Genomic DNA, 19248 nt, shown 5'->3' on the forward strand with positions numbered 1-19248 from the left:
AAATTTATGACCGCTTTTGAACCAAAACCCTTCGGAAAATTTTTTCTTATCGACCGGCTTGCCATTGGCGGCATGGCCGAAATATACAAGGCCAAAACCTTTGGGGTTGATGGTTTTGAAAAAACCCTCGCCATCAAAAAAATCCTTCATCATTACTCGGCAGACAAGGAATTCATTTCAATGCTGACTGATGAAGCCAAACTGGTGGTGCGTCTTTCCCACACCAATATTGTCCAGATTTATGATTTGGGGAAAATAGGTGACGACTACTACATTTCGATGGAATACATCGACGGCGTCAACCTGCGTGAAGTGAGTAATCGCGCCAAGGAATTAAACGAAAAAATTCCGCTCCCCCTTTGTCTTTATATTATTTCGGAGGTTTGCAAGGGGCTTGATTATGCCCACAGTAAACGTGATGAATTTGGCAAGCCCCTGGAAATTGTTCACCGCGACATATCGCCCCAAAACATTCTCATTTCATTTGAAGGAGAAAGCAAAATTGTTGATTTTGGTATTGCCAAGGCGGCCATGAACATTTCGCACACTTCCTCAGGAATTTTAAAAGGCAAGGTCACCTATATGTCGCCCGAGCAGGCCATTGGGAAACCTGTGGATGGCCGAACCGATATTTTTTCTGCGGGGCTGCTCCTTTACGAATTGATTACCGGTGAAAGGTGTTTTAGCGGTGAAACCCAGTTTGAGGTCTTGAAAAAAATCCGTGAAACCAACATCACTCCGGAAATCTTTGCCGGCAAAATATCTGCCGAAGTGGCTCCCATTCTTGCAAAAGCCCTGGCCTATCTTCCCAAGGACCGTTTTGAAACAGCGGCCGATTTTCAGGTGGCCTTAACAAAACTTTTATACACAAAATACAACGATTTTTCCCCCAAGCAACTGGCCCTGTTTATCAAAAAATGGTTTGCCTCCGAACTAAAAAGCCGCAAAGCCCACGAAAACCAGGCCACCATCGACAGCCATACAAAATCGGTCTTGATGGAACAGGCGGCGCAAAAAGCCATTGTCCAACGGCAAGATTCCATAAGCCATTCAACCGATATCCTGGTGGACACAACAAAGCCCGAAGATGCCATTCACCCGGATATGCTTGTTCACCAAGAGATAACCAACAACGAAAAAGAAGAACCACTCCCAACTCTTCCTTCGGCTTCAAAAAGGAAAAAACTCCCCTTGTTATTCCTTGCCATTTTACTTTCCGTTTTGGGCCTTACTTTCTGGCTTGTTCATAAAACTTCAAATAAAATACCCTCTCCCATTCCAAAAAACGCCCCCAAATTTCAAGAAGCTGAAATTGAAGTTTCCTCCACACCCTCCGGAGCCAGTATTTTTGTGGATGGCCAGAATACCGATGAGGTTACTCCGTTTAAAATCGCAAAACTCGATCCAAAAAAAGAGCACGTCGTCAAACTTATTCGGGATAATTTTGAGCCTTGGCAACAAACCATTCGTTTTGACAATTCATCCACACTTAAGATTGAGGCTTCCCTGAAAGAAATCATCTCAACAGGCAGCCTGCAAATTGACTCTACCCCCCAAGGAGCCAGCATTTTTTTGAATGACTGGGCACGATCCGAAACAACACCGGCCACCTTAACGGGGTTGTCGTTTCAGGATTACACGGTGAGGCTGGAAAAAGAGAATTTTATTTCTGCAGAAAAAATTGTTTCAGTTACGGGAAAAGATCCGGTTGCCGTCAACTTGAAATTGGAAGCCATCCCCCTTGGAACTGTTGTCATTCGTTCCAACCCACCGGGAGCCAATATTATTCTGAATGGCATGTTGATGGGCTGGGCCACTCCACAAAAAATTGAAAAACTCAAAATTCCCCAGAATTATGAAATAAAACTCCAAAAAGAAGGTTTTGAAGAAGTGGTAAAAAATGTTCCCCTGGAAAACTCAAATCCCGTCAACCTGACCCTGGCTTTAAAACCCATTGAGAAACCCAAACCGGTCGTAGAAAAATCAACTCCTCCCCAGCCCAAACAAACAAAAAAAAGTACCTCATCTAAAGAAACGACAACTCCCACACCCAAAGAAACCAAAACCAAAATCTATGGCGTTCGTGTTGATTCCCGTCCACGCGGGGCCTCTGTATTATTTAACGGCAGTAAGATGGGCATCACCCCCATTTTTGTTTCAAACATCAAGGCAGGCTCCCAAAACACCGTCACTCTTTCTTTGCCGGGATATAAATCGTGGACAAAAACCTTCCAAATGGGGCAAAATCGTTTGGAAATTAATGCCCCCCTCGAAAAGGAGTAACATGAGCGATCAGGAAAAGGATTTTGGATCGACAACCGAATTATTGCCCTCAGACGAACAACGCGATCTTATTTCACTACGCAAGTGTGTTTTGGTTATTATTGATGGCCCCATCAAGAGCCAAAAATTTGATCTTGGCCGCAAAAAAATCACCCGCATCGGCAAAAAAAATGACAACGACATCATGATTACTGACCAGACGGTTTCCCGCGCCCATCTTGAAATTGAAGCCACAGCCGACAGTTATTTGCTGCGCGACCTTAATTCAACCAATGGCACCTTCATCAATGGCATTCGCGTAAAAGAAGCTTTTTTGTCCCCGGGAGATGTCATCACGGTGGGAAACACCAAGCTTGAATACCAGGCTTTTGAAGAAAAAGTGCAGATGGAACCCTCCAAAAACAGTTTTTTTGGAGAGATGGTGGGCAAAAGCAAAAAAATGCGCCAGATCTTCGGTATTTTGGAACGCATTTCTCCCACGCTGGCCACCGTTATTATTGAAGGGGAAACCGGGACGGGCAAAGAGCTTGTCGCCCGCGCCATTCACAACAATTCTTTGCGCAAAGACAAACCTTTTATTGTCTTTGACTGCTCAGCCGTGGCTTCCAACCTGATTGAATCCGAACTTTTTGGCCATATGAAGGGCTCCTTTACAGGGGCCATTAAAGACCGCAAAGGGGCTTTTGAAATGGCCACCACGGGCACCATTTTCTTGGATGAAATTGGCGAGCTTTCCATTGATCTTCAACCCAAACTTCTTCGTGCCCTTGAACAACGCGAAATAAAAAAAGTCGGTTCAACCCAACCCGTTCAACTTGATGTCCGGGTGATCTGCGCCACAAACCGAAACCTGAAAAAAGAAGTTGAAGAAGGCCGTTTTCGCGAAGATTTGTATTACCGTTTGTCGGTGGTGAAAATTCAGCTCCCTCCCCTACGTCAGCGCAATGATGACATCCCCTTGATCATTGAAAAACTGCTCTCCACAGCCCGATACAACAAAAAACCGGATGGCACCTATTATGCCACCCGCATTGAAGATGACGCGATTCGTCTCCTTCAGCGTTATCAATGGCCGGGCAATATTCGCGAGCTCAACAATATTTTGGAACGTGCTGTTTCGTTTTCAGAAAATGGCATTGTCAATGGTCAGCACATGCAGTTTATTTTTAGCGAGATTGACCATCGCACCGATGATTCCAAAACGGTTACCACCACCGGCGTTGATTCCAACATGCCCTTTAAAGAAGCCAAACAGAAAGTTTTGGAAAGTTTTGAAAAGGATTATCTGGTCGAACTCCTCCAGAAGAACAAGAACAATGTCTCCAAGGCCGCCCGCGAGGCCAAGATTGACCGCAAACACCTGCGCAACCTCCTCATTAAATACGGAATCCTCGATTCACAAACCCCGGAAGACGATGAAGAGTAGGGGCTTGAGGTCCCCGAGCGGAGTCGAGGGGCCGAGGTGGCCCGTCCCTTCGACTCCGCTCAGGGACCAAATTTCGTCGAGCCCTCGAGCAACGGAACAACGAGTTCCGCGAGCAACGAGACATTCCCCACCCCCCCTACCTCGGTTTCATCATTTGCAATGGATTGATTTTTTTTCGTGTAAGGGCAGGTTCAGACTTCTTGCCCGCCTTGATTTTTTTATCGCGTTCCAGCGAACGTTTCAGGGCAATGACCAATGACCGCGCTCGATTGGCATAAATATCCTTGCCTGTCTTATCGAGCAAAATGGCTTCCCTGAAATCTTCGGCCGCTTTTCGGTATAATTTTTCACGCAGATAAACTTCACCACGATTGACCAAGGCATTCAAATTTTGGGGCGATATTTTGATCACTTCCGTGTACTGGAAAATGGCGTCTATATTTCTTTTTAATTTCTGATAAGCCGCCCCAAGGGCCAAGTGATGAAAAAAATTCCGGTGATCCAGAAAAGTGAGAACCTCAAAGATTTTTCGCGCTTCCTGATAGCGCCCATGCTTAAGCTTGACGTACCCCATTTCGGCTACTTGGCGGATGCGTTTTGGATCCAATTTCACCAGGGCTGCAAAGCTGATCTTGCGCGAAGCAAAGGCGTGCAATAACTCTGTCAGGTATTTTTTCCGCTTGGGATCAGGGGAAAGAAGCTGGCTTTTCCCGCGCAACGCCTGTTTTTCTTCCCTGGAAAGATTTGCAAGGCTCTTGTCATCTTCGGCCATGAGTTATTTATACCTAAAATGACAGGAAAGGAAAAGAAGTGGATTGGATTAAAATCAGGCGATGTTACGGATAACCGACTGAAGGCCTTCCTGGCGATCTTTTTCCAATTTGGAGAACTGCTCGAAAATCTGGTTTAAAGTCTTATCAATTATGTTGGCCTGGGCCATCAGTATTTCTATGGGTCCCTTTATCAAATCCATTTTTGCATTAAATTGCTCTTCGGTTAAATCTAGATCCCCATTCATATATTGTTCAAAGAGCCGGGCCGCTTCCAATTGCCGGTTAGCTATTTCGGCAAACAAAGAATTTCTGGCAGTCATCATACCTTCTTCGGTTTCAATCAAATAATCATAGGTTCCCCCCAAACCATATTCTTCTGAAAGATGGCGGGCCCCTTCATCCACAAATTCAGAATTATTATCACCTGAATCATTATGTTCATCGATTGGATTAATAAGCCCTTGGGCAGCCAGCATCCCAATAATTTGCTCAGGGGTTGTATTAGGGTCGGCATCGTGTGCTGCAAAATAAGCCATTAACTCGGGACTGTCAGTAGCCAGCTTTTCGATGAGCGCATTAAGTTCGGCCCCTGCAATCCTTTGACCCTCCTCATAAGCCTCGTCTAATTGACCCGGCAAAGAATTAAACAAGGGTGGATCCAAAATTTCCAACAACTGCAGATAAGTCAGGCGCCAATAAGCCTGAAAATCAGGATCATTCAAAATGGCCGGATCAATGCCCTGGCCATCCAAGGCACGCATGTAGACATCGGGATCAACCCCTTGGCTACGTAAATATTCCCTTAATTCTTCTATCTGGGCTCTTTGTGCTTCTGTGTAATTAACTCGTGCCATAAGTATAGTTCCTTAAATCATTGGCCCCCGTGACCTTGATCGACAATATTTTTTTTAAGAACCCGTGCCCTCTTGGCCCAAGCATTTTGACCTTTTGGGTCTAGATTTGCGGCCTGGTCAAAATCTTTGAGTGCCAAGGGATAATTCTTTAAGCGCATGTAACATTCACCGCGATTGGTCAAAGAAGTGATTTCTTTTTCGTTAAGCCCCAAGGCCATTGTGTATTCATCAATGGCTTCCTGAAACTGGTTCTGCTTTTGATAAATCGCTCCAAGGGCGGCTCTAAAATACCAATTGGTATGATCCATGACCGACAACCCCTTAAAAAGCGATTCTGCCACCGGGTATTCTCCGCGTTTGTATTTAAGATAGGCAATCTTGGCAACATGGCCCAGCTGCTCTTTACTAATATTCTTGATTTCAGCCCACGTCATCTCCCCGGCCAGATATCTTTTGAATTTCTTGAAATTAGCCTCGATTTCCGCTTGGGGGGTTTTGGCAATAAAATCCTGAAAGCGGCCTTTTAATTCAACATCACCACCAAAAAAAAGATCAATCTGGGAAGGCTTGTCTTTGGACATAATTCCTCGTTTAACTTTTTTGACTTTATCATGGCTAAAATCCAAAGACAACATAGGCTATTTCCACTTTTGACCAAAAATTACATTCTGAGAATGGCACTAATCCCGTCAAAATGACTTCGTACGCTCGTTGCCATGACCTCCAGATTACTTGTTTCTGATTGTGTCAGAGTAACAAGAGCTTGATCATAGATTGCTATCTGACTTTTGGCCGACTGAATTTGTTCCTGAATGGAGGCGATTTCCCCTTGTTCCGCTGGGTTTGTTGGATCAAGGCCTTCTAACTGGCCAATAAGATCATCATTCATCCAGTCAAGCAATTCGTTACGCTTGTCAATAAGTTCAAGTCGAATGTCATCGTTAATACTTTTTAACTGCCCAAAGAAAACAATCCAGGGCAGACCCGGGTTTGGAGACTTCATGAAAAAGGCCACCAATCTCTGAAATAATTCTGGATCGTCTATGGGAGACTCTCTATGAGGACCCAAGGGTCCATCACTTGGCGGGCCTACAGGATCAGGTTCATGAATATCCTCAGCATGCCCGGTATTGGTAAGAAAGCGATTGACCGACTCGCGTGCAGCGGGGCCAAAGATGTCGGCTAATTCGTTCATATTTTCCATTACTTCATCGGTGAATAATTCAGGATGTTCATCGGGATCTTCAATTTCACCGGCAGCCACAAAACGGGGACCTTGGCCGTTGGTTTGAAAATAAATCCAGGCCAACAAATCTTCCGCCGTAACGCCTGGCGGTAAATCATTGGCCAGTAACTTCTGTTCTGCTTGCGCTGGCGTCATGCCTAAGGCACTAATTGCATCAAGTTCTGCTTGTGTGGTTTGACTGGTTATATTGACTTCTGCCATAAATTTATCTCTCCCCTTCCCCATTTTAAAGCAAGGGCCATGCCAAAACAGACTGGGGTGAAATTAAAATAGTATAATAATTTCAATTACTTATAATTAATAAGGAGGGGGGGGTTAGAAGAGTTAGGCTTGGAACCCACAGAAAGTAAAAACAGGATTGGGGGGGATAAACCTCGGTTTTAAGGCTTCCACAATGAGTGAACCTGGTAGATGAATTCCATCATGCTCTGGCTCCATTCACCCATTTGGGCCACAAGAACAACCAGCGAAACATAGACCAAAAGCGGGCCCATGATTCCTTTCGCCGCAAAGCCCAGCTCAAACACGTTTATTTGCGGGGCCATTTTGTTGGCAATGCCCAGCACCGTATCGGTAAGGAGCACGGCAATCAGGACAGGGGCTGATAGTTGAAGGGCGATAAGAAGTGATTTGCCCGAAAGTAAAATAATAAAATCCATGAAAGGGGCAAATCCTGACTCAAACAAGGGCAGGGACAAAAGGGGAACCACAGTAAACCCTTCAAAAAAACTTTTCAGAAAAAAACGATGCCCCCCAACCGACAAGAAAAGGGCAATGGCCATCCAGTAATAAAAACTGCCAAAAATCGTCACCTGCCCAAGTTCCGGCAAAACGAGCTGGGCATTGGCTCCGCCACGCTGATGGTCCACCACCATTCCTGCCGCCTGAATGCCATAAAAAATGGCCTGCGTGACAAAGCCGATGGTAAACCCAAACAGGACTTCCTTGGCCATGTAGGCGGCCATCAAAAAATAACTCTCGGGAACTTGGGGCAAAAGCTTGGCCTGCACCAAAAAGAAAACATAAAAAGCCATCACCAATGCCAAAGTGGTACGCGCCCGGGGCATGACCATTCGCGTTCCCAAAAAAGGGACAAAAGCAAGCATGGTAAAACAGCGTATGAAAATGAGCATCCAAAGCTTGAAGGCCGGGACAAAATCAAATTGAATCCCAAAAAGGTGGAAGATTTCGGACATAAGATGAGTTATCTAAGTAGTGTAAGGGCAATTCATGAATTGCCCTTACGGGGAACAGAAACGGACACCTTACTTAATAAAATCCGGGAATGTTGTCAGTAATGTATGGGTAAAGGTAACCAGCTGAGCCATGCCAATGGGGCCAAGCAAAGCCAGAACTAAAAAAACAACCACCATTTTTGGCACGAAAGTAAGTGTCTGTTCCTGAACCTGGGTGGTGGCCTGAACAAGGCTGATGATAAGCCCCACGATCATCGCCGCCAAAATGGGTGGGCCTGACAAGATAAGAGTCAACAAAAGAGCCTGATTTGAAACTCCTAAAACGTAGGATTCCATAATTTATTTCATATACCCCAAAATAAGTCCCTTGGTGATAAGGGCCCAACCATCCACAAGTACAAAAAGCAAGAGTTTGAAGGGAAACGAAACCGTCACGGGCGACACCATGAACATCCCCATGGCCAAAAGAATATTGGACACCACCATATCAATGACCAAAAACGGCAGAAACAAAATGAACCCTATTTGAAACGCCTCGGTCAGTTCGGTAATCATGAAGGAGGGGACTAAAATGAGAAAATCATCATCTTTAATACTGTCATCTCCCTCGGGCCCACGCAGTTTTTTGGCCAGGGTATAAAAAACATTGCGATCTTTAGCCGATGATTGTTTCAACAAAAATTGGCGAATGGGTTCCTTCCCTGCGCTCACCGCTTTTTTGACAACATTAAAAGAGGTTTGTGACAAAACAGGCTGACTTTGAACCTGCGGGTCATGGATGGTTTCCTTGATGCTGTTGTAAACATCGGTCCCCACGGGCACCATGATGTAAATGGTGAGAATAATGGCCAAGCCATTGACAATTTGATTGGGCGGAATTTGCTGGGTGCCCATGGCATTGCGAAGAAGCGAAAAAACAACCGCTATCTTCACAAAGGAAGTCATCATCATCACCAAAAAAGGGGCCAGGGCCAGAATCACCAGGATAAACAACATGAGAATGGGCCTGGCAATGGGCTGGTCATCCAAAGGAAATGCCCCGGGTAACGGGGCGGCAACCAATCCTTGAGCTAATAAAAACATCATGAAAGATCCCTTTCTTCCAAATCCATGATTTTGGTGATCCCCTGTTCGGCTGAACCAACAAGAGAAATTTTATCTCCGACACGAATAATCCAAAGGGCCTTGCGGGGCTCAATGGAAAGACGGCTGACCACATGAATAAGCGACTGCTTGCCCCCCACGCGTGGCCCATACAATCGGGGCATAATGTATCGGATAAAAACAATGGCCACTCCCAGGACAAGAACCATAGCCAAGATTGTCTTTAAAAAGAGAAATGCAAAATTAGGAGTTGTTTCTAACGGCATGTATTCTCTTTCCCCTATTTCCCTCTGTAAGGGCAATTCATGAATTGCCCTTACAGAGTACCCTTACAGGAGTGCCCTTACACTCCTACACTATTTGTTTGATCTGAATTCCCACTTTTCCATCCACCAACACCAAATCACCTTTGGCCACAAGTTTTCCGTTGGCTACCAAATCAATACTTTCGGAAGGGTCTTTTTTTAATTCAAGAACTTCCCCTTCCTTCATCGAAACAATATCTTTAATCGACAAAGTTCTCTTGCCGAGCACCGCCAAAACCTGAACAGGCATGTCCTGAGCCAAGTTCTTCAATCCTGTTGAAACCGAGGGCGGGCTCACAGGGGGAGCCGGAGGATTTTTGGGAGCGGCGGCATGAGGCGGAGAAACAGGAGTTTTTGCAGCCGGTCTGGGTGGAGGGGAAGGTGGCGGTTGGGCAGGCTTGGGCTTTACTTCTGGCGCACGTGGCTCCAAACCCAACTCTCGCAATAAATCATCATCTAGCGGATTGTCTTTATCGGTCATGAACAAACTCCTTTACGATACTTCTGAAAAATCAGGGGACCTTACCTAAACTCAAAAAAACTTTTTTCTCTTTTGATTCAAGGTGAACAGAAACACCTTTTTCAACCTCATCCCCCAAATGAAGCAGACATTCGCCCTTCAAGTTTCCATCTTCAAAATCGGGGTAAAGTTCATCTAAAAAAAGAACATCCCCTTTTTCCAGGCTGGCCAGCTGGTCTATGTTCAAACCGACTCGCCCCACTTCAGCCCACACCACTGTTTTCCACAACCCAACCTTGTCAAAAAAAGCCTCATCGTTCACCCTTTGCAAGCGGCCGGTAGTGGCAGCAATCAACTCAGCTAAAGTTTCCGGGATGCCAATCCTTATAAAGCCATGGTGCTTGTTTATCTTGGTGCGAAACGTCACCAAATAAAGTTTTTCTTCTGCCGCGGCCATCTTCCCCAGACGATCTTTCTGGGTGTAGAGATTTTTCAAATGCGGCTTGACCTGAACTGTTTGGAAAAAATCTTCTCCCTGTTGAAGGCAACGAATCAGAAAATATTTCAAAACTCCCTGATCCAACGAAGTAAAATGAACAGGCTCAAAAACTTCCCCACCTCCCCCCAACATTTTTTCAACAAGAAACCGCGACAATCTTGAATCGAACTCGATGATAAAGTTTTTGGGATGGGGAGTCAAGGCAAGCGAGGCCACAACAAAAGATTCTCCCAAGTTTTCAACATAGGAACCAAAACGAGTTATATATAATGACTCATAAATCACCTCTACATCCGCACCCAAGAAATGGTGCATCATTTGCCCAAAGCCTTGCAATAAAGTTGAAATATTACTTTTTTGGGGTAGGACACTCAAAAGCAGGTGTTGCATTTCAACTTGTGAGGCCGGATAGTTTTTCAGATTTTCAAATGGGAATGGTTTGATAATGGGGGCCATTTTAAAAAAACCCTCTATTCAATATCCACCCGAAGCACAGGAATATTTTTTTCTTGTCGCAAATGGGTGTATAAATTAAATTTTTCCTTCAAAAAAAGATTGTAAACCTGTTTGTTCGGACAACAAAAGGTAATAACAATACCTGAGGGCCCCTTGTTTGCCTTGATTCTTAATCCGTTAAAAAACTCGTCATTCATTTCAATATCCAATTCTGTGTTGCCATTATGGCCGATGCACAAGCGCACAGCCTTAACCAAGACCTGAAAATTTTCTTTTGAAAAAAATTGACGGTGCGAGGCTCCTCCTCCACTTCCACTTTGCTCCGAGGGTTTTAAGGCAACAATTTCGCGCCCGGACACACCACTTTTTTTAAGAAGCCCCTTCCCTTTGGGCTGCGAAAAAGAACCACCCCCCTGGGACGAAGAAGAAAAAGAAGATCCCCCGCCTCCTGAAGAATCCTGTTCGCCACCTGACGAATTCTGATTTCCACCTTGCGAACCACCGCCACCACTTCCCCTTCCTTCGCGTTCATCCGATGATTTATTGGATTCAACTCTTTTATGCCCCTCACCAGAGAGTCTGGTTTTTTGAGAATCATTCCCTTCTTTGGAATCTGGTTTTTTCTCTTCCTCTTTCTTTTTGACATTTTCTTCCTTGTCGGTTTTTTTGAGATCCCCACTTTGAACCCATCGTTTTGCCTGAAAAGATTCCTTTTCACGTTTTTCACTTCCAAAAGCCTCCAAGGCGTTTTCGATAACGCTTTGTTCTCTTTGTTCTTTGGAACCCTCTTTTTTCTGATCAAAGCTTTTCTTCTGTTGAGTCTTGGTTTCATCTTTAAGCTGGTTTATCTGAGCCTGGTATTTACTGGCAAAATCGCGCCCCAATTGCTGACGCAATTCAGATGCCTTGGCGGTGGCCCGATGTTCATTGGCCTTGCGGATATCGTCACGTTTTTGTTGTATGCGATCAATGGCCATATTAACCCTTCATGCGGCTCATTTGATAAGCCACCAAAGCCAACTCGTTCATTTTTTTATCTTCCAACGCTGTCAGTTTAAGCCGCATTTTCTTTGTCCAAAGTTGCTTATGCTTTTCCATGATATTGAGTTCCTGTGCCGCGTCAATATAGTCACGCTTGGCTCTTTTCAATTTTTCTTCCGCTTTTTCGATCACCTCTTTTTGCAGTTTGATTTCTTCATCCACTTTTTCTTCATCATCCATTAATTTTTGCATGAATCCGATGTAATATTCACTTTCCTTGATGCGCGCCTGGCCACTGGCCACTTTCTTGCGCAGATCATTTCTTGTTTTTTCGCGCTTGGCACCAATTTCCTTTTTCAGATTCTCAATCTTTTTCAAAATCTCCTTTTCCTTTTCCAACTCGCGAATCGCGCGGGCCAGCTTGATTTCAGATTCACGTTTCTGTCTCTGCTTTAACTTGACTAATGGCTCTAACCTGTACTGTTCCTTCTTGGGCATACTTCGCTTTCTTTATTCAAACAAGGCCAGCAAACCTTCACGAGCCTCGTCAAAAGTGAATTTTTCGGTGATGCCCTGTTTTAAAAACTGGTTCACATCCTCAATTTTTTCGATAGCATAATCCACCCCCGGATTGGATCCGGATTCATAAGCCCCAATCAAAATGAGATCGCGCTCCTTTTCATAATTGGCCACAACCTCTTTTAGTTTGCGTGCCGCTTCGGCATGTTCGGGGTCAATAATATTGGTCATGACACGGCTGACTGATTCTGAGACATTAATGGCCGGGAACTGCCCACGGTTGGCCAGGTCGCGCGAAAGAATAACGTGACCATCCAGAATGGAACGCACTTCATCGGCCACCGGTTCGGTCATGTCATCCCCTTCAACAAGAACGGTATAGACGGCCGTGATGGACCCCTTGTCAGAATTTCCGGACCGCTCCAAAAGTTTGGGCAAAGTCGAAAAAACCGAAGGGGTAAACCCCTGACGTGCCGGGGGCTCTCCCACAGCCAAGCCAATTTCACGAAGAGCCCGGGCAAAACGCGTTACTGAATCCATGAACAAAAGAACCTTTTTCCCCTGATCCCTGAAATATTCAGCAATAGCCGTAGCTGCATAGGCCGCCTTTGAACGGACAAGGGAGGGTTGGTCCGAAGTAGAACAAACAATAACCGAACGACGCAAACCTTCTTCCCCCAAATCTTGTTCCAAAAAATCGCGTAACTCACGACCTCGTTCCCCCACAAGGGCAATCACGTTGATATCGGCTTCTGTGTTACGGGCGATCATGCCCATGAGAACCGATTTACCCACACCGGCAGCCGCAAAAAGCCCGATACGCTGTCCTTCCCCCGTCGTTAAAATGGCATCAATGGCCTTAACCCCCACGGCAATGGGCTGGGTAATTCGTCTGCGCGTGAGTGGGTCGGGGGGGGAGGCATGAACAGGATAAAACTTTTTGGCATGGAGTGGACCATTTTTGTCGACATCGATGGGATCTCCCAAGCCATCCAAAACACGGCCCAAAAGCTCTTCTCCCACAGGCACCATAAGGCAATGTCCCGTGGGCACGACATCGTTACCGGGGCCGATGCCTTCAAGCTCTCCCAGCGGCATCAGGAGAACATAGTTATCTTTAAACCCCACCACCTCGGCTTTGATGGGTAATTTGCGATAATGGGACTCGATATAACACAGCTCTCCCACACGCACATTGGGAACCACGGCCTTGACCACAAGCCCCGTCAATTCAGTCACACGCCCCTTCACTTTATAAGTGGAAATCGAGGCAATGGCTTTGCGGTATTTTTCAAGATCAATAATACGAGCCGAATTTGCCATTATTCTTCTCCTTCTTGATCTTCCACAAATTCATCCCCAAAATCATCCTCATCTACACCTAAGTGTTTCTTATCTTCTTCCAAAACACGCTCTCTCCCTTCATCCAATCCCAAAGCCCTCTTGATCGCCTGAAGCTGGGTTACTAGCTGGGCGTCAATGGTTCCTATTTCCGTTTCAATAAGACATCCCTTGGGGGCGACCTTGTCATCCGGTCTTATTTGCAGACTTTTGGAAGCATCCAAAGCGGCAAGAAGGGACGAATAATGTTTTTTTACATTCTCAAAATCCTGCGAATTGACCAAAACAATCACCTGACTCCCGCTGGAAGCATGCAAGGCCTGGCGGATTAAATCAACGATGGAGCTTTCTCTTTCAACAAGGTCACGCCCGATAATTTTTTCAGAAATATCATAAACAAGATTTAATATTTGCCGTTCCAGATCGGCAAACATGTCCTCTTTTTCTTTTTTGGCGGCCACTAAAGTTTGGGTCACACTGGCCAAGCCTTCCTCCCGCCCCTCATCAAAACCTTTTTGGCGTATTTCATCCATCGAGGCACGAACCCGGTTCATCAACTCAAAAGCATCCATTTTAATCTGCTTGGCCTCGGATCTTGCTTCCTCAATAATTTTTTGAGCCTCTCCCCTGGCTGACAAGACATCCTTCTTCACCATCTTTTCACTGCCCCTCACAAGGGACACATCCCTCTTGTCTTCAAGATTGATCTGGTCTTCAAGACCCAGCTTTTCTTTGATCTCACCACCTTTGATGATTTTTTCACTCATAAATTAACCCGCTAATTTTTGAACAATCTGCATCACTTCCTTTTGATATTTTCCAGCCACAGAAGAAATATTCACCGGAACATTCATTTCAACATATTTTTTAAGAAGCCGCGATTCTTCCATTGAAAACTTAAGCTGTAAAACCTGCATGGAGGGGATATGTTCCTGCAAAAGAGCCTTGGAATAAACAAAAAAACCGGCTTCCAAAACAAGCAGGGGCAGGGCTCCTTTTTTAAGATCAAGGGAGAGCACATGGTTTTGGGCCTGTTTTAATCTTTCTTCAGGCACATCGGTAATTTGTTCAAAATGAAGTTTTAAAAGCGCCCCATCGCGTGGGGAAAGCCGCTTGAGGATCAGGCTTTTTGATTCTTCATCAAAACCTTTTAAGGCCATGGCCAGCTCACGAAAACCCAGTTCGCGGAAAATACTTCCCAGTTTTTTGGCTGAAAACATGGGAATCGTCGCAAAGCTAAGGCCCATATCGTTATTTTGTTTTAGCTGGGCAAACCGGTTTTCTAAAATTTCTTTCAACGCATTGATCAAATGCACATCCAAAGAAAATGTTTGTGCCAGCGTGGGCATGTTTTTTAATGTTTCAGCCGAAAGTTTGTCCAAAACAACACGCACTGTTTCTGCCGGAAGATAGCGAAGGACGGTGGCGATCATGCGGGGGCTTTCCTGGCTAAGCGCATCCACAATCCAATCCGGATGGACTTGTGAAAGTACCCCCCAATGAGACTGCATTTGCTGGCGGGAAAGCTCGTCATGAATGAATTGTTTTTTAAGTTTTTTGTCGGAAGACTGCCAGGTTTTGACCGCATCTAAAACAACGGGCTGATCCTCAGGAGGCAAAAAAGAAACCAGGCTGGATGCCAAATCGGGGGCATCCAACAAAAGCATCATCACAAAAGCGCGACTTGAAGGATCGAGGTGAGAAAGAAACATGACGTGGAACTCTTATACCATATCCGGCCAGGCCAAGTCTTCTGATTAGTTGCTTGGGTAGTTGCTATAGCGACCAGCAACTATCTTTAGGCCTGCATTTGTTCCAGGGTTTGAATGCCTTGAACACTCTTTTCAACAACTTTCGCTGAAACATCGATCAGGGCCATATCGCGATACGTTTCCATCTGTATACCCAACAGTTGCTGAGGAGTTAATTTGTCAATATTCTCCAAGCGCGTATCAAGTTTGTTCCATCGGTCATTCATCAACGACACAATATTACCGGGCTTATCAAGGGAGTTTTGAGCCAATTCCTGGTTTGCTGTTTCTACATGGATATTTTCGGCAGACAAAGCCTGCATGTTTGAAGGCTTGTCAAACCCAAGGCTGGCTTCCATCTTGTCAAAAAAAGCTTCCTGCATTTTATTGTTATAAACTTGCTGAAAAGAAGAACCCGTTTGGTCTAAAGAGACCTTGGGTGATTCTGTTTTGACCTTGGTTAAGGCGGCACTATTTAGTTTTGATAAAATGGGATCCATTAAGCGACCACTTCCTTTCCAAAACTTTCTTCAAACTCACCCGCGGACATTTTATTGTCCATGCTGTTTAATTTCTTGAATAGCAAATCGAGAGCCCTGGCATGCAAACGGGAGGTCCATGATTTTGAAAGCCCCAATCGCACACCAATTTCCTGCAAGGTCCGGTTCTGAAAATAATACATTTTGACGAGCTTTCTTTCCTTTTCGGGTAAAGCTTCAATGGCATCGCGCATTTTTTCTTTTATTTTTTGGAATTCGGCCTTGTGTTCAATATCGCGTTTGGCTGACTGGTCTTCAACCTCAAAATCTTCCATGGCATCCAGGGAAGTAATGTACATGGAAGCTAGTGAATGAATGGAATCATAAACAGCTTCAACATCGTCTTTAACATTTTTGGCACTTGCCGCAATACGTTCTGTTAATTTTTGCAAGGGGTTATGAGAGGCTTCTTCAAGTTTAAGTTTGGTGTATAAAGAACGGGGAATCCAGCCGGTTTTTCTTAAACCATCATAGATGGCTCCCTTGATGCGGTAATAAGCAAAAGTCTTGAAATCGACCTTGAATTTAAGATCAAACCGCTGGGCGGCTTCAAGCAAACCCAAACGGGCATTACACAAAATATCTTCATAGCAATCAGAGCTGCATGAAATCAGGCGGGCCACTTTGCTGGCAATGGAGGATGCAAAAGGAAGATACTGTTCAATGAGTTCGTTATAAGCATCTTTCTTACCCACAAGTTTAACCACTTTGGGCTCTTTTTTAAGAACTGTTTTGTCTGAAGCCAATTGCATGTTTAAAGACCCCTTTGTTAATCCCCAACAGCCCTCATTAGTGCACATACTATGCCATGTTAATTCATCATAACTCCGCGCTCTTATTTTCAACAAAATTGAATAAAATCATATGGTTAAAATATTCCCCTTCGAAAGACAGGTCGTTATTTTCTCCCATACGGGACTCAATACCCCAGACCTTTTGTGGTCCACCGACCGAAAATCGAACTCTTTTTAAAACGGGGGAAAAGAAAGATGAGGAACAAATAGAATGTCAAGACAATACAAAAAAACAAGAATCATCCCCCCGTACAGAGCGGCTTATAGTGCTGCCCTAGGCGCAAAGCAAGGATATTCCTATGTCGCAGGGCATTAAGTGAAAAGGTTCAAGGATTTAGTGAACAGAAAAAAAAGAGCTAAAACCGTTGAGCATTTTCCAATTGGGAATCTTGGCGTTGGACAACCACATCTTGAATTTGGGGAACCATCGATTGCGGAGCGATAAAATCGGTGGCCATTTCACCTTCACTCGGGTTGGTATTAAAAAGCCCTCCCAAGGTATATTGCACGGGTTGCTGGCTAGCAGCCACCTTTTGCTGAAATTTATAATTGGAGTAAGCCAGCATATCCGAGGCCCCCTTCCCCACGCCATAAGAAGCCAGGCCTGAAACCACACCCGCTGGGCCAAAGAAGGGAAGCACTGAACCCGCTATGGGACCTAAAAAGGACAAACCCTTAAGAAGCCCCCGTCCCAGATGCTGCCAGAAACTCAGTTTGGGAGGATCGGGATATAAATATTGGTCCACCCGCGAATAATCCAAACGCAGTTTTGAATCTTGAGGGGAACGCGGAATTTGAGGAATATCAACCATAAAAACCTTCTGATATTGTTATCGGATGAAATCCCATTCAAAGTTGCGAAAAAAGTGCTTAAAAAAAATTGAATTATTTCAATAGCTTATTCGTTTTTCTCTGTATCGGTTTCCTCCTGATTTTCATTCACAACCGCAGGCACGCCTCCCTGAACCCGTTCACGATAACGAGCCAACTGAAAAAGAGTAAAAATAAGAACGGCTGCCAAAATAACAAACAAGAACAAGAGAACCGATCCCAAAATTTTGAATTTTTTGGCAGAAGGCAAAGTCATTTTTAATCCTGCCACCAACACCATGGGTTCTTCAGCTTCAGAGACTTCTGGGCACGCAACTTCGGGAGTCCCTGTTCCCCCAGAAGAAGGGGAAGACACGACAACACCTGTACTTTCACCCGATGAGGCCCGGCTGATAATCACGGCCACATCCCGCAAATCAAGACCGGTTACCGCATTGGCTACAAATTGCTGAATCTTTTCTTCGGTGATTACTTCCTTGACCCCCTCATCTTCAATCTGAACAACAATCGAAGCCCTCGGCCCCAAAACAGGGGCATTCTCATTAGGAAAAGCCTCAACATCGGGAACATTAATGACTACTTCAACATCCACAACTCCCGGCAAAGACTCAAGCGTGTTGATGATCTCACCTTTAATCGCCAGCATCTCCCGGCATTTTTCTGTCTTGGGTGTGGGAATGAGCCCGGCATCCTTGCAAATTCCTGAAAGCCCCATTTCTTTCTCCCGGGGCAAATGATACGCCACCAAAATCTCTCGAGCCCTCACTGCATCCCCAAGAGCCACTTTAATGACCCATGACGTTTTTTGTTGTTTTTCGACGGAGGCTTTCCTGGCTTTGATATTGTTTTTGGAAAGCAGCACCATGGCTTCGTTGGCGTCTCTTTGCTCCAAGTCTTGCAGCAAGACGGTATCCTGGCAGGCAATGAAAATAAGAAAGAGAAAAATGGGCAAAACTTTTTTCATAATCATTCCTTTGCTTCTTTTTGGGCCGCTTTCATTTCTTTGCGGAATTTTTCCGGATCGTACCCCTGCTCGATCAACTGAATGAGCGAACGCGCAAACTGACCCGCACTGCTTTGCCCATCAAGGGCAACAGCCTGGTTAAGAATTTTAAGCGCTTCTTCTTTTTTATTGCTAAAAAGAAGGGATTCTCCCAGATGGGAAAGGGCAAAAACGCTTTTGGGATTTATTTTAAGGGCCTCTTTCAAGAGTTTAATCGCCTGCGGAAATTTCTTTTGTGCAAACAACACATTGGCAATGGCAACCATGGGGATTTCGTGCTTGGGTTTTAAGACACTGACCCCTTCAAAAACCTGTTTGGCTTCATTCAATTTGCCACCGGCTAAATAGATATAACCCGCTTCCATCATCAAAACCAGATCATCGCGTGGGACATCAATCATAATTCCTCCTTCAAGACTTTAAAATAAAACCGCCATTTTTTGACAAACTAAAACTTAAATAATTTCACACTTGCCAATTTATGGTTCGACAAGCTCACCATGTCCAAGTAAGGGCCATTCATGAATTGCCCTTACTAAAATGGACACCCTGAGCTTGTCGAAGGGTTACTCTGAAAACTCAAACTGTTATTAATATAGAGGAATTCCTAAAGAAGAACGAGAGAAAAAAAGCCCCCGCTTTGTGCGGGGGCTTTAGTGAGTAGTCAGATACTTTCAAGTTTAAATATTACGTGTAATCTGGCTTTCAGTATCGTGTTTGGCTTTTTCAACCTGGGATATAGTACCAAACATGATGTTCTGAGTACCTGACTGGATCTGAATCCCCATGGCCCTGGCCATGGTAAATTGGCTAGCATTCAAATCGGCTTCGGCCTTACCGAAGGGATCATTTCCACCACCACCGGGAATGTTCGGCCCAAGACCCGC

22 protein-coding genes and 1 pseudogene (1 of these 23 running past the window's edge) are annotated in these 19248 nt (G+C 44.9%); 2 read left to right on the top strand and 21 right to left on the bottom strand.

Features of this window, described 5'->3' with window-relative positions; all coding sequences use genetic code 11:
• Positions 1-6 precede the first annotated feature (6 nt).
• Together A2048_01635 and A2048_01640 are read left to right on the top strand one after the other, a co-directional pair.
• Complete coding sequence (locus A2048_01635) at positions 7-2283, top strand: hypothetical protein (GenBank protein ID OGP10211.1); 2277 nt, start codon at positions 7-9, stop codon at positions 2281-2283.
• 43 nt (positions 2284-2326) lie between these two features.
• On the top strand, positions 2327-3709 hold the full coding sequence (locus tag A2048_01640; GenBank protein OGP10254.1) for a hypothetical protein: 1383 nt from the start codon (positions 2327-2329) through the stop codon (positions 3707-3709).
• A 136-nt stretch (positions 3710-3845) separates the two neighbouring features.
• Here the strand turns inward: A2048_01640 and A2048_01645 are convergent, their stop codons facing one another.
• The 21 genes and pseudogenes from A2048_01645 to A2048_01745 all read right to left on the bottom strand — a co-directional run.
• Positions 3846-4481, bottom strand: a complete 636-nt coding sequence (locus tag A2048_01645) for a hypothetical protein (GenBank protein OGP10212.1) — start codon at positions 4479-4481, stop codon at positions 3846-3848.
• Positions 4482-4535: 54 nt separating this feature from the next.
• Complete coding sequence (locus A2048_01650; GenBank protein ID OGP10213.1) at positions 4536-5336, bottom strand: hypothetical protein; 801 nt, start codon at positions 5334-5336, stop codon at positions 4536-4538.
• A 17-nt stretch (positions 5337-5353) separates the two neighbouring features.
• Complete coding sequence (locus A2048_01655) at positions 5354-5971, bottom strand: hypothetical protein (protein OGP10214.1); 618 nt, start codon at positions 5969-5971, stop codon at positions 5354-5356.
• A 26-nt stretch (positions 5972-5997) separates the two neighbouring features.
• Positions 5998-6783, bottom strand: a complete 786-nt coding sequence (locus A2048_01660; protein OGP10215.1) for a hypothetical protein — start codon at positions 6781-6783, stop codon at positions 5998-6000.
• 179 nt (positions 6784-6962) lie between these two features.
• Positions 6963-7778: a hypothetical protein gene (locus A2048_01665; GenBank protein ID OGP10216.1), complete on the bottom strand. Its 816-nt coding sequence runs from the start codon at positions 7776-7778 to the stop codon at positions 6963-6965.
• A 69-nt stretch (positions 7779-7847) separates the two neighbouring features.
• The gene (locus A2048_01670; GenBank protein OGP10217.1) at positions 7848-8114 is read right to left on the bottom strand and encodes an EscS/YscS/HrcS family type III secretion system export apparatus protein; all 267 of its coding nucleotides are present in this window, start codon (positions 8112-8114) and stop codon (positions 7848-7850) included.
• 3 nt (positions 8115-8117) lie between these two features.
• A complete protein-coding gene (locus tag A2048_01675; GenBank protein OGP10255.1) occupies positions 8118-8774 on the bottom strand; it encodes an EscR/YscR/HrcR family type III secretion system export apparatus protein in 657 nt (218 codons plus the stop codon).
• Positions 8775-8860: 86 nt separating this feature from the next.
• Positions 8861-9148 carry a hypothetical protein gene (locus A2048_01680; protein OGP10218.1) on the bottom strand — a complete coding sequence of 96 codons (288 nt, stop codon included), beginning with the start codon at positions 9146-9148 and terminating at the stop codon, positions 8861-8863.
• An 85-nt stretch (positions 9149-9233) separates the two neighbouring features.
• Positions 9234-9668 carry a hypothetical protein gene (locus A2048_01685; GenBank protein ID OGP10219.1) on the bottom strand — a complete coding sequence of 145 codons (435 nt, stop codon included), beginning with the start codon at positions 9666-9668 and terminating at the stop codon, positions 9234-9236.
• A 31-nt stretch (positions 9669-9699) separates the two neighbouring features.
• Entirely contained in the window at positions 9700-10602 is a 903-nt protein-coding gene (locus tag A2048_01690) for a hypothetical protein (GenBank protein OGP10220.1), read from the bottom strand.
• Positions 10603-10616: 14 nt separating this feature from the next.
• Positions 10617-11579 (bottom strand): hypothetical protein, encoded by a 963-nt coding sequence (locus A2048_01695; protein OGP10221.1) that lies wholly within the window; start codon positions 11577-11579, stop codon positions 10617-10619.
• A gap of 1 nt (position 11580) precedes the next feature.
• Positions 11581-12081, bottom strand: a complete 501-nt coding sequence (locus A2048_01700; protein OGP10222.1) for a hypothetical protein — start codon at positions 12079-12081, stop codon at positions 11581-11583.
• A gap of 12 nt (positions 12082-12093) precedes the next feature.
• A complete protein-coding gene (locus A2048_01705) occupies positions 12094-13425 on the bottom strand; it encodes a hypothetical protein (protein OGP10223.1) in 1332 nt (443 codons plus the stop codon).
• Positions 13425-14210, bottom strand: a complete 786-nt coding sequence (locus A2048_01710; protein OGP10224.1) for a hypothetical protein — start codon at positions 14208-14210, stop codon at positions 13425-13427. The genes A2048_01705 and A2048_01710 overlap by 1 nt, the downstream gene beginning before the upstream one ends.
• A gap of 3 nt (positions 14211-14213) precedes the next feature.
• Entirely contained in the window at positions 14214-15155 is a 942-nt protein-coding gene (locus A2048_01715) for a hypothetical protein (protein OGP10225.1), read from the bottom strand.
• An 86-nt stretch (positions 15156-15241) separates the two neighbouring features.
• The gene (locus A2048_01720; protein ID OGP10226.1) at positions 15242-15694 is read right to left on the bottom strand and encodes a hypothetical protein; all 453 of its coding nucleotides are present in this window, start codon (positions 15692-15694) and stop codon (positions 15242-15244) included.
• On the bottom strand, positions 15694-16485 hold the full coding sequence (locus A2048_01725) for a hypothetical protein (GenBank protein OGP10227.1): 792 nt from the start codon (positions 16483-16485) through the stop codon (positions 15694-15696). Before A2048_01725 ends, A2048_01720 begins: the two co-directional genes overlap by 1 nt.
• A 398-nt stretch (positions 16486-16883) precedes the next feature.
• Positions 16884-17339, bottom strand: a complete 456-nt coding sequence (locus A2048_01730) for a hypothetical protein (protein ID OGP10228.1) — start codon at positions 17337-17339, stop codon at positions 16884-16886.
• Between the two features lie 86 nt (positions 17340-17425).
• Positions 17426-18328 carry a hypothetical protein gene (locus tag A2048_01735; GenBank protein ID OGP10229.1) on the bottom strand — a complete coding sequence of 301 codons (903 nt, stop codon included), beginning with the start codon at positions 18326-18328 and terminating at the stop codon, positions 17426-17428.
• On the bottom strand, positions 18325-18762 hold the full coding sequence (locus A2048_01740) for a hypothetical protein (GenBank protein OGP10230.1): 438 nt from the start codon (positions 18760-18762) through the stop codon (positions 18325-18327). Before A2048_01740 ends, A2048_01735 begins: the two co-directional genes overlap by 4 nt.
• A 279-nt stretch (positions 18763-19041) precedes the next feature.
• A pseudogene (locus tag A2048_01745) lies at positions 19042-19248 on the bottom strand (hypothetical protein) (it continues 207 nt past the right edge of the window).

The sequence above is a fragment of the Deltaproteobacteria bacterium GWA2_45_12 genome, assembly GCA_001797365.1.
In the GTDB taxonomy this organism is placed as follows: Bacteria; UBA10199; UBA10199; order UBA10199; family UBA10199; genus UBA10199.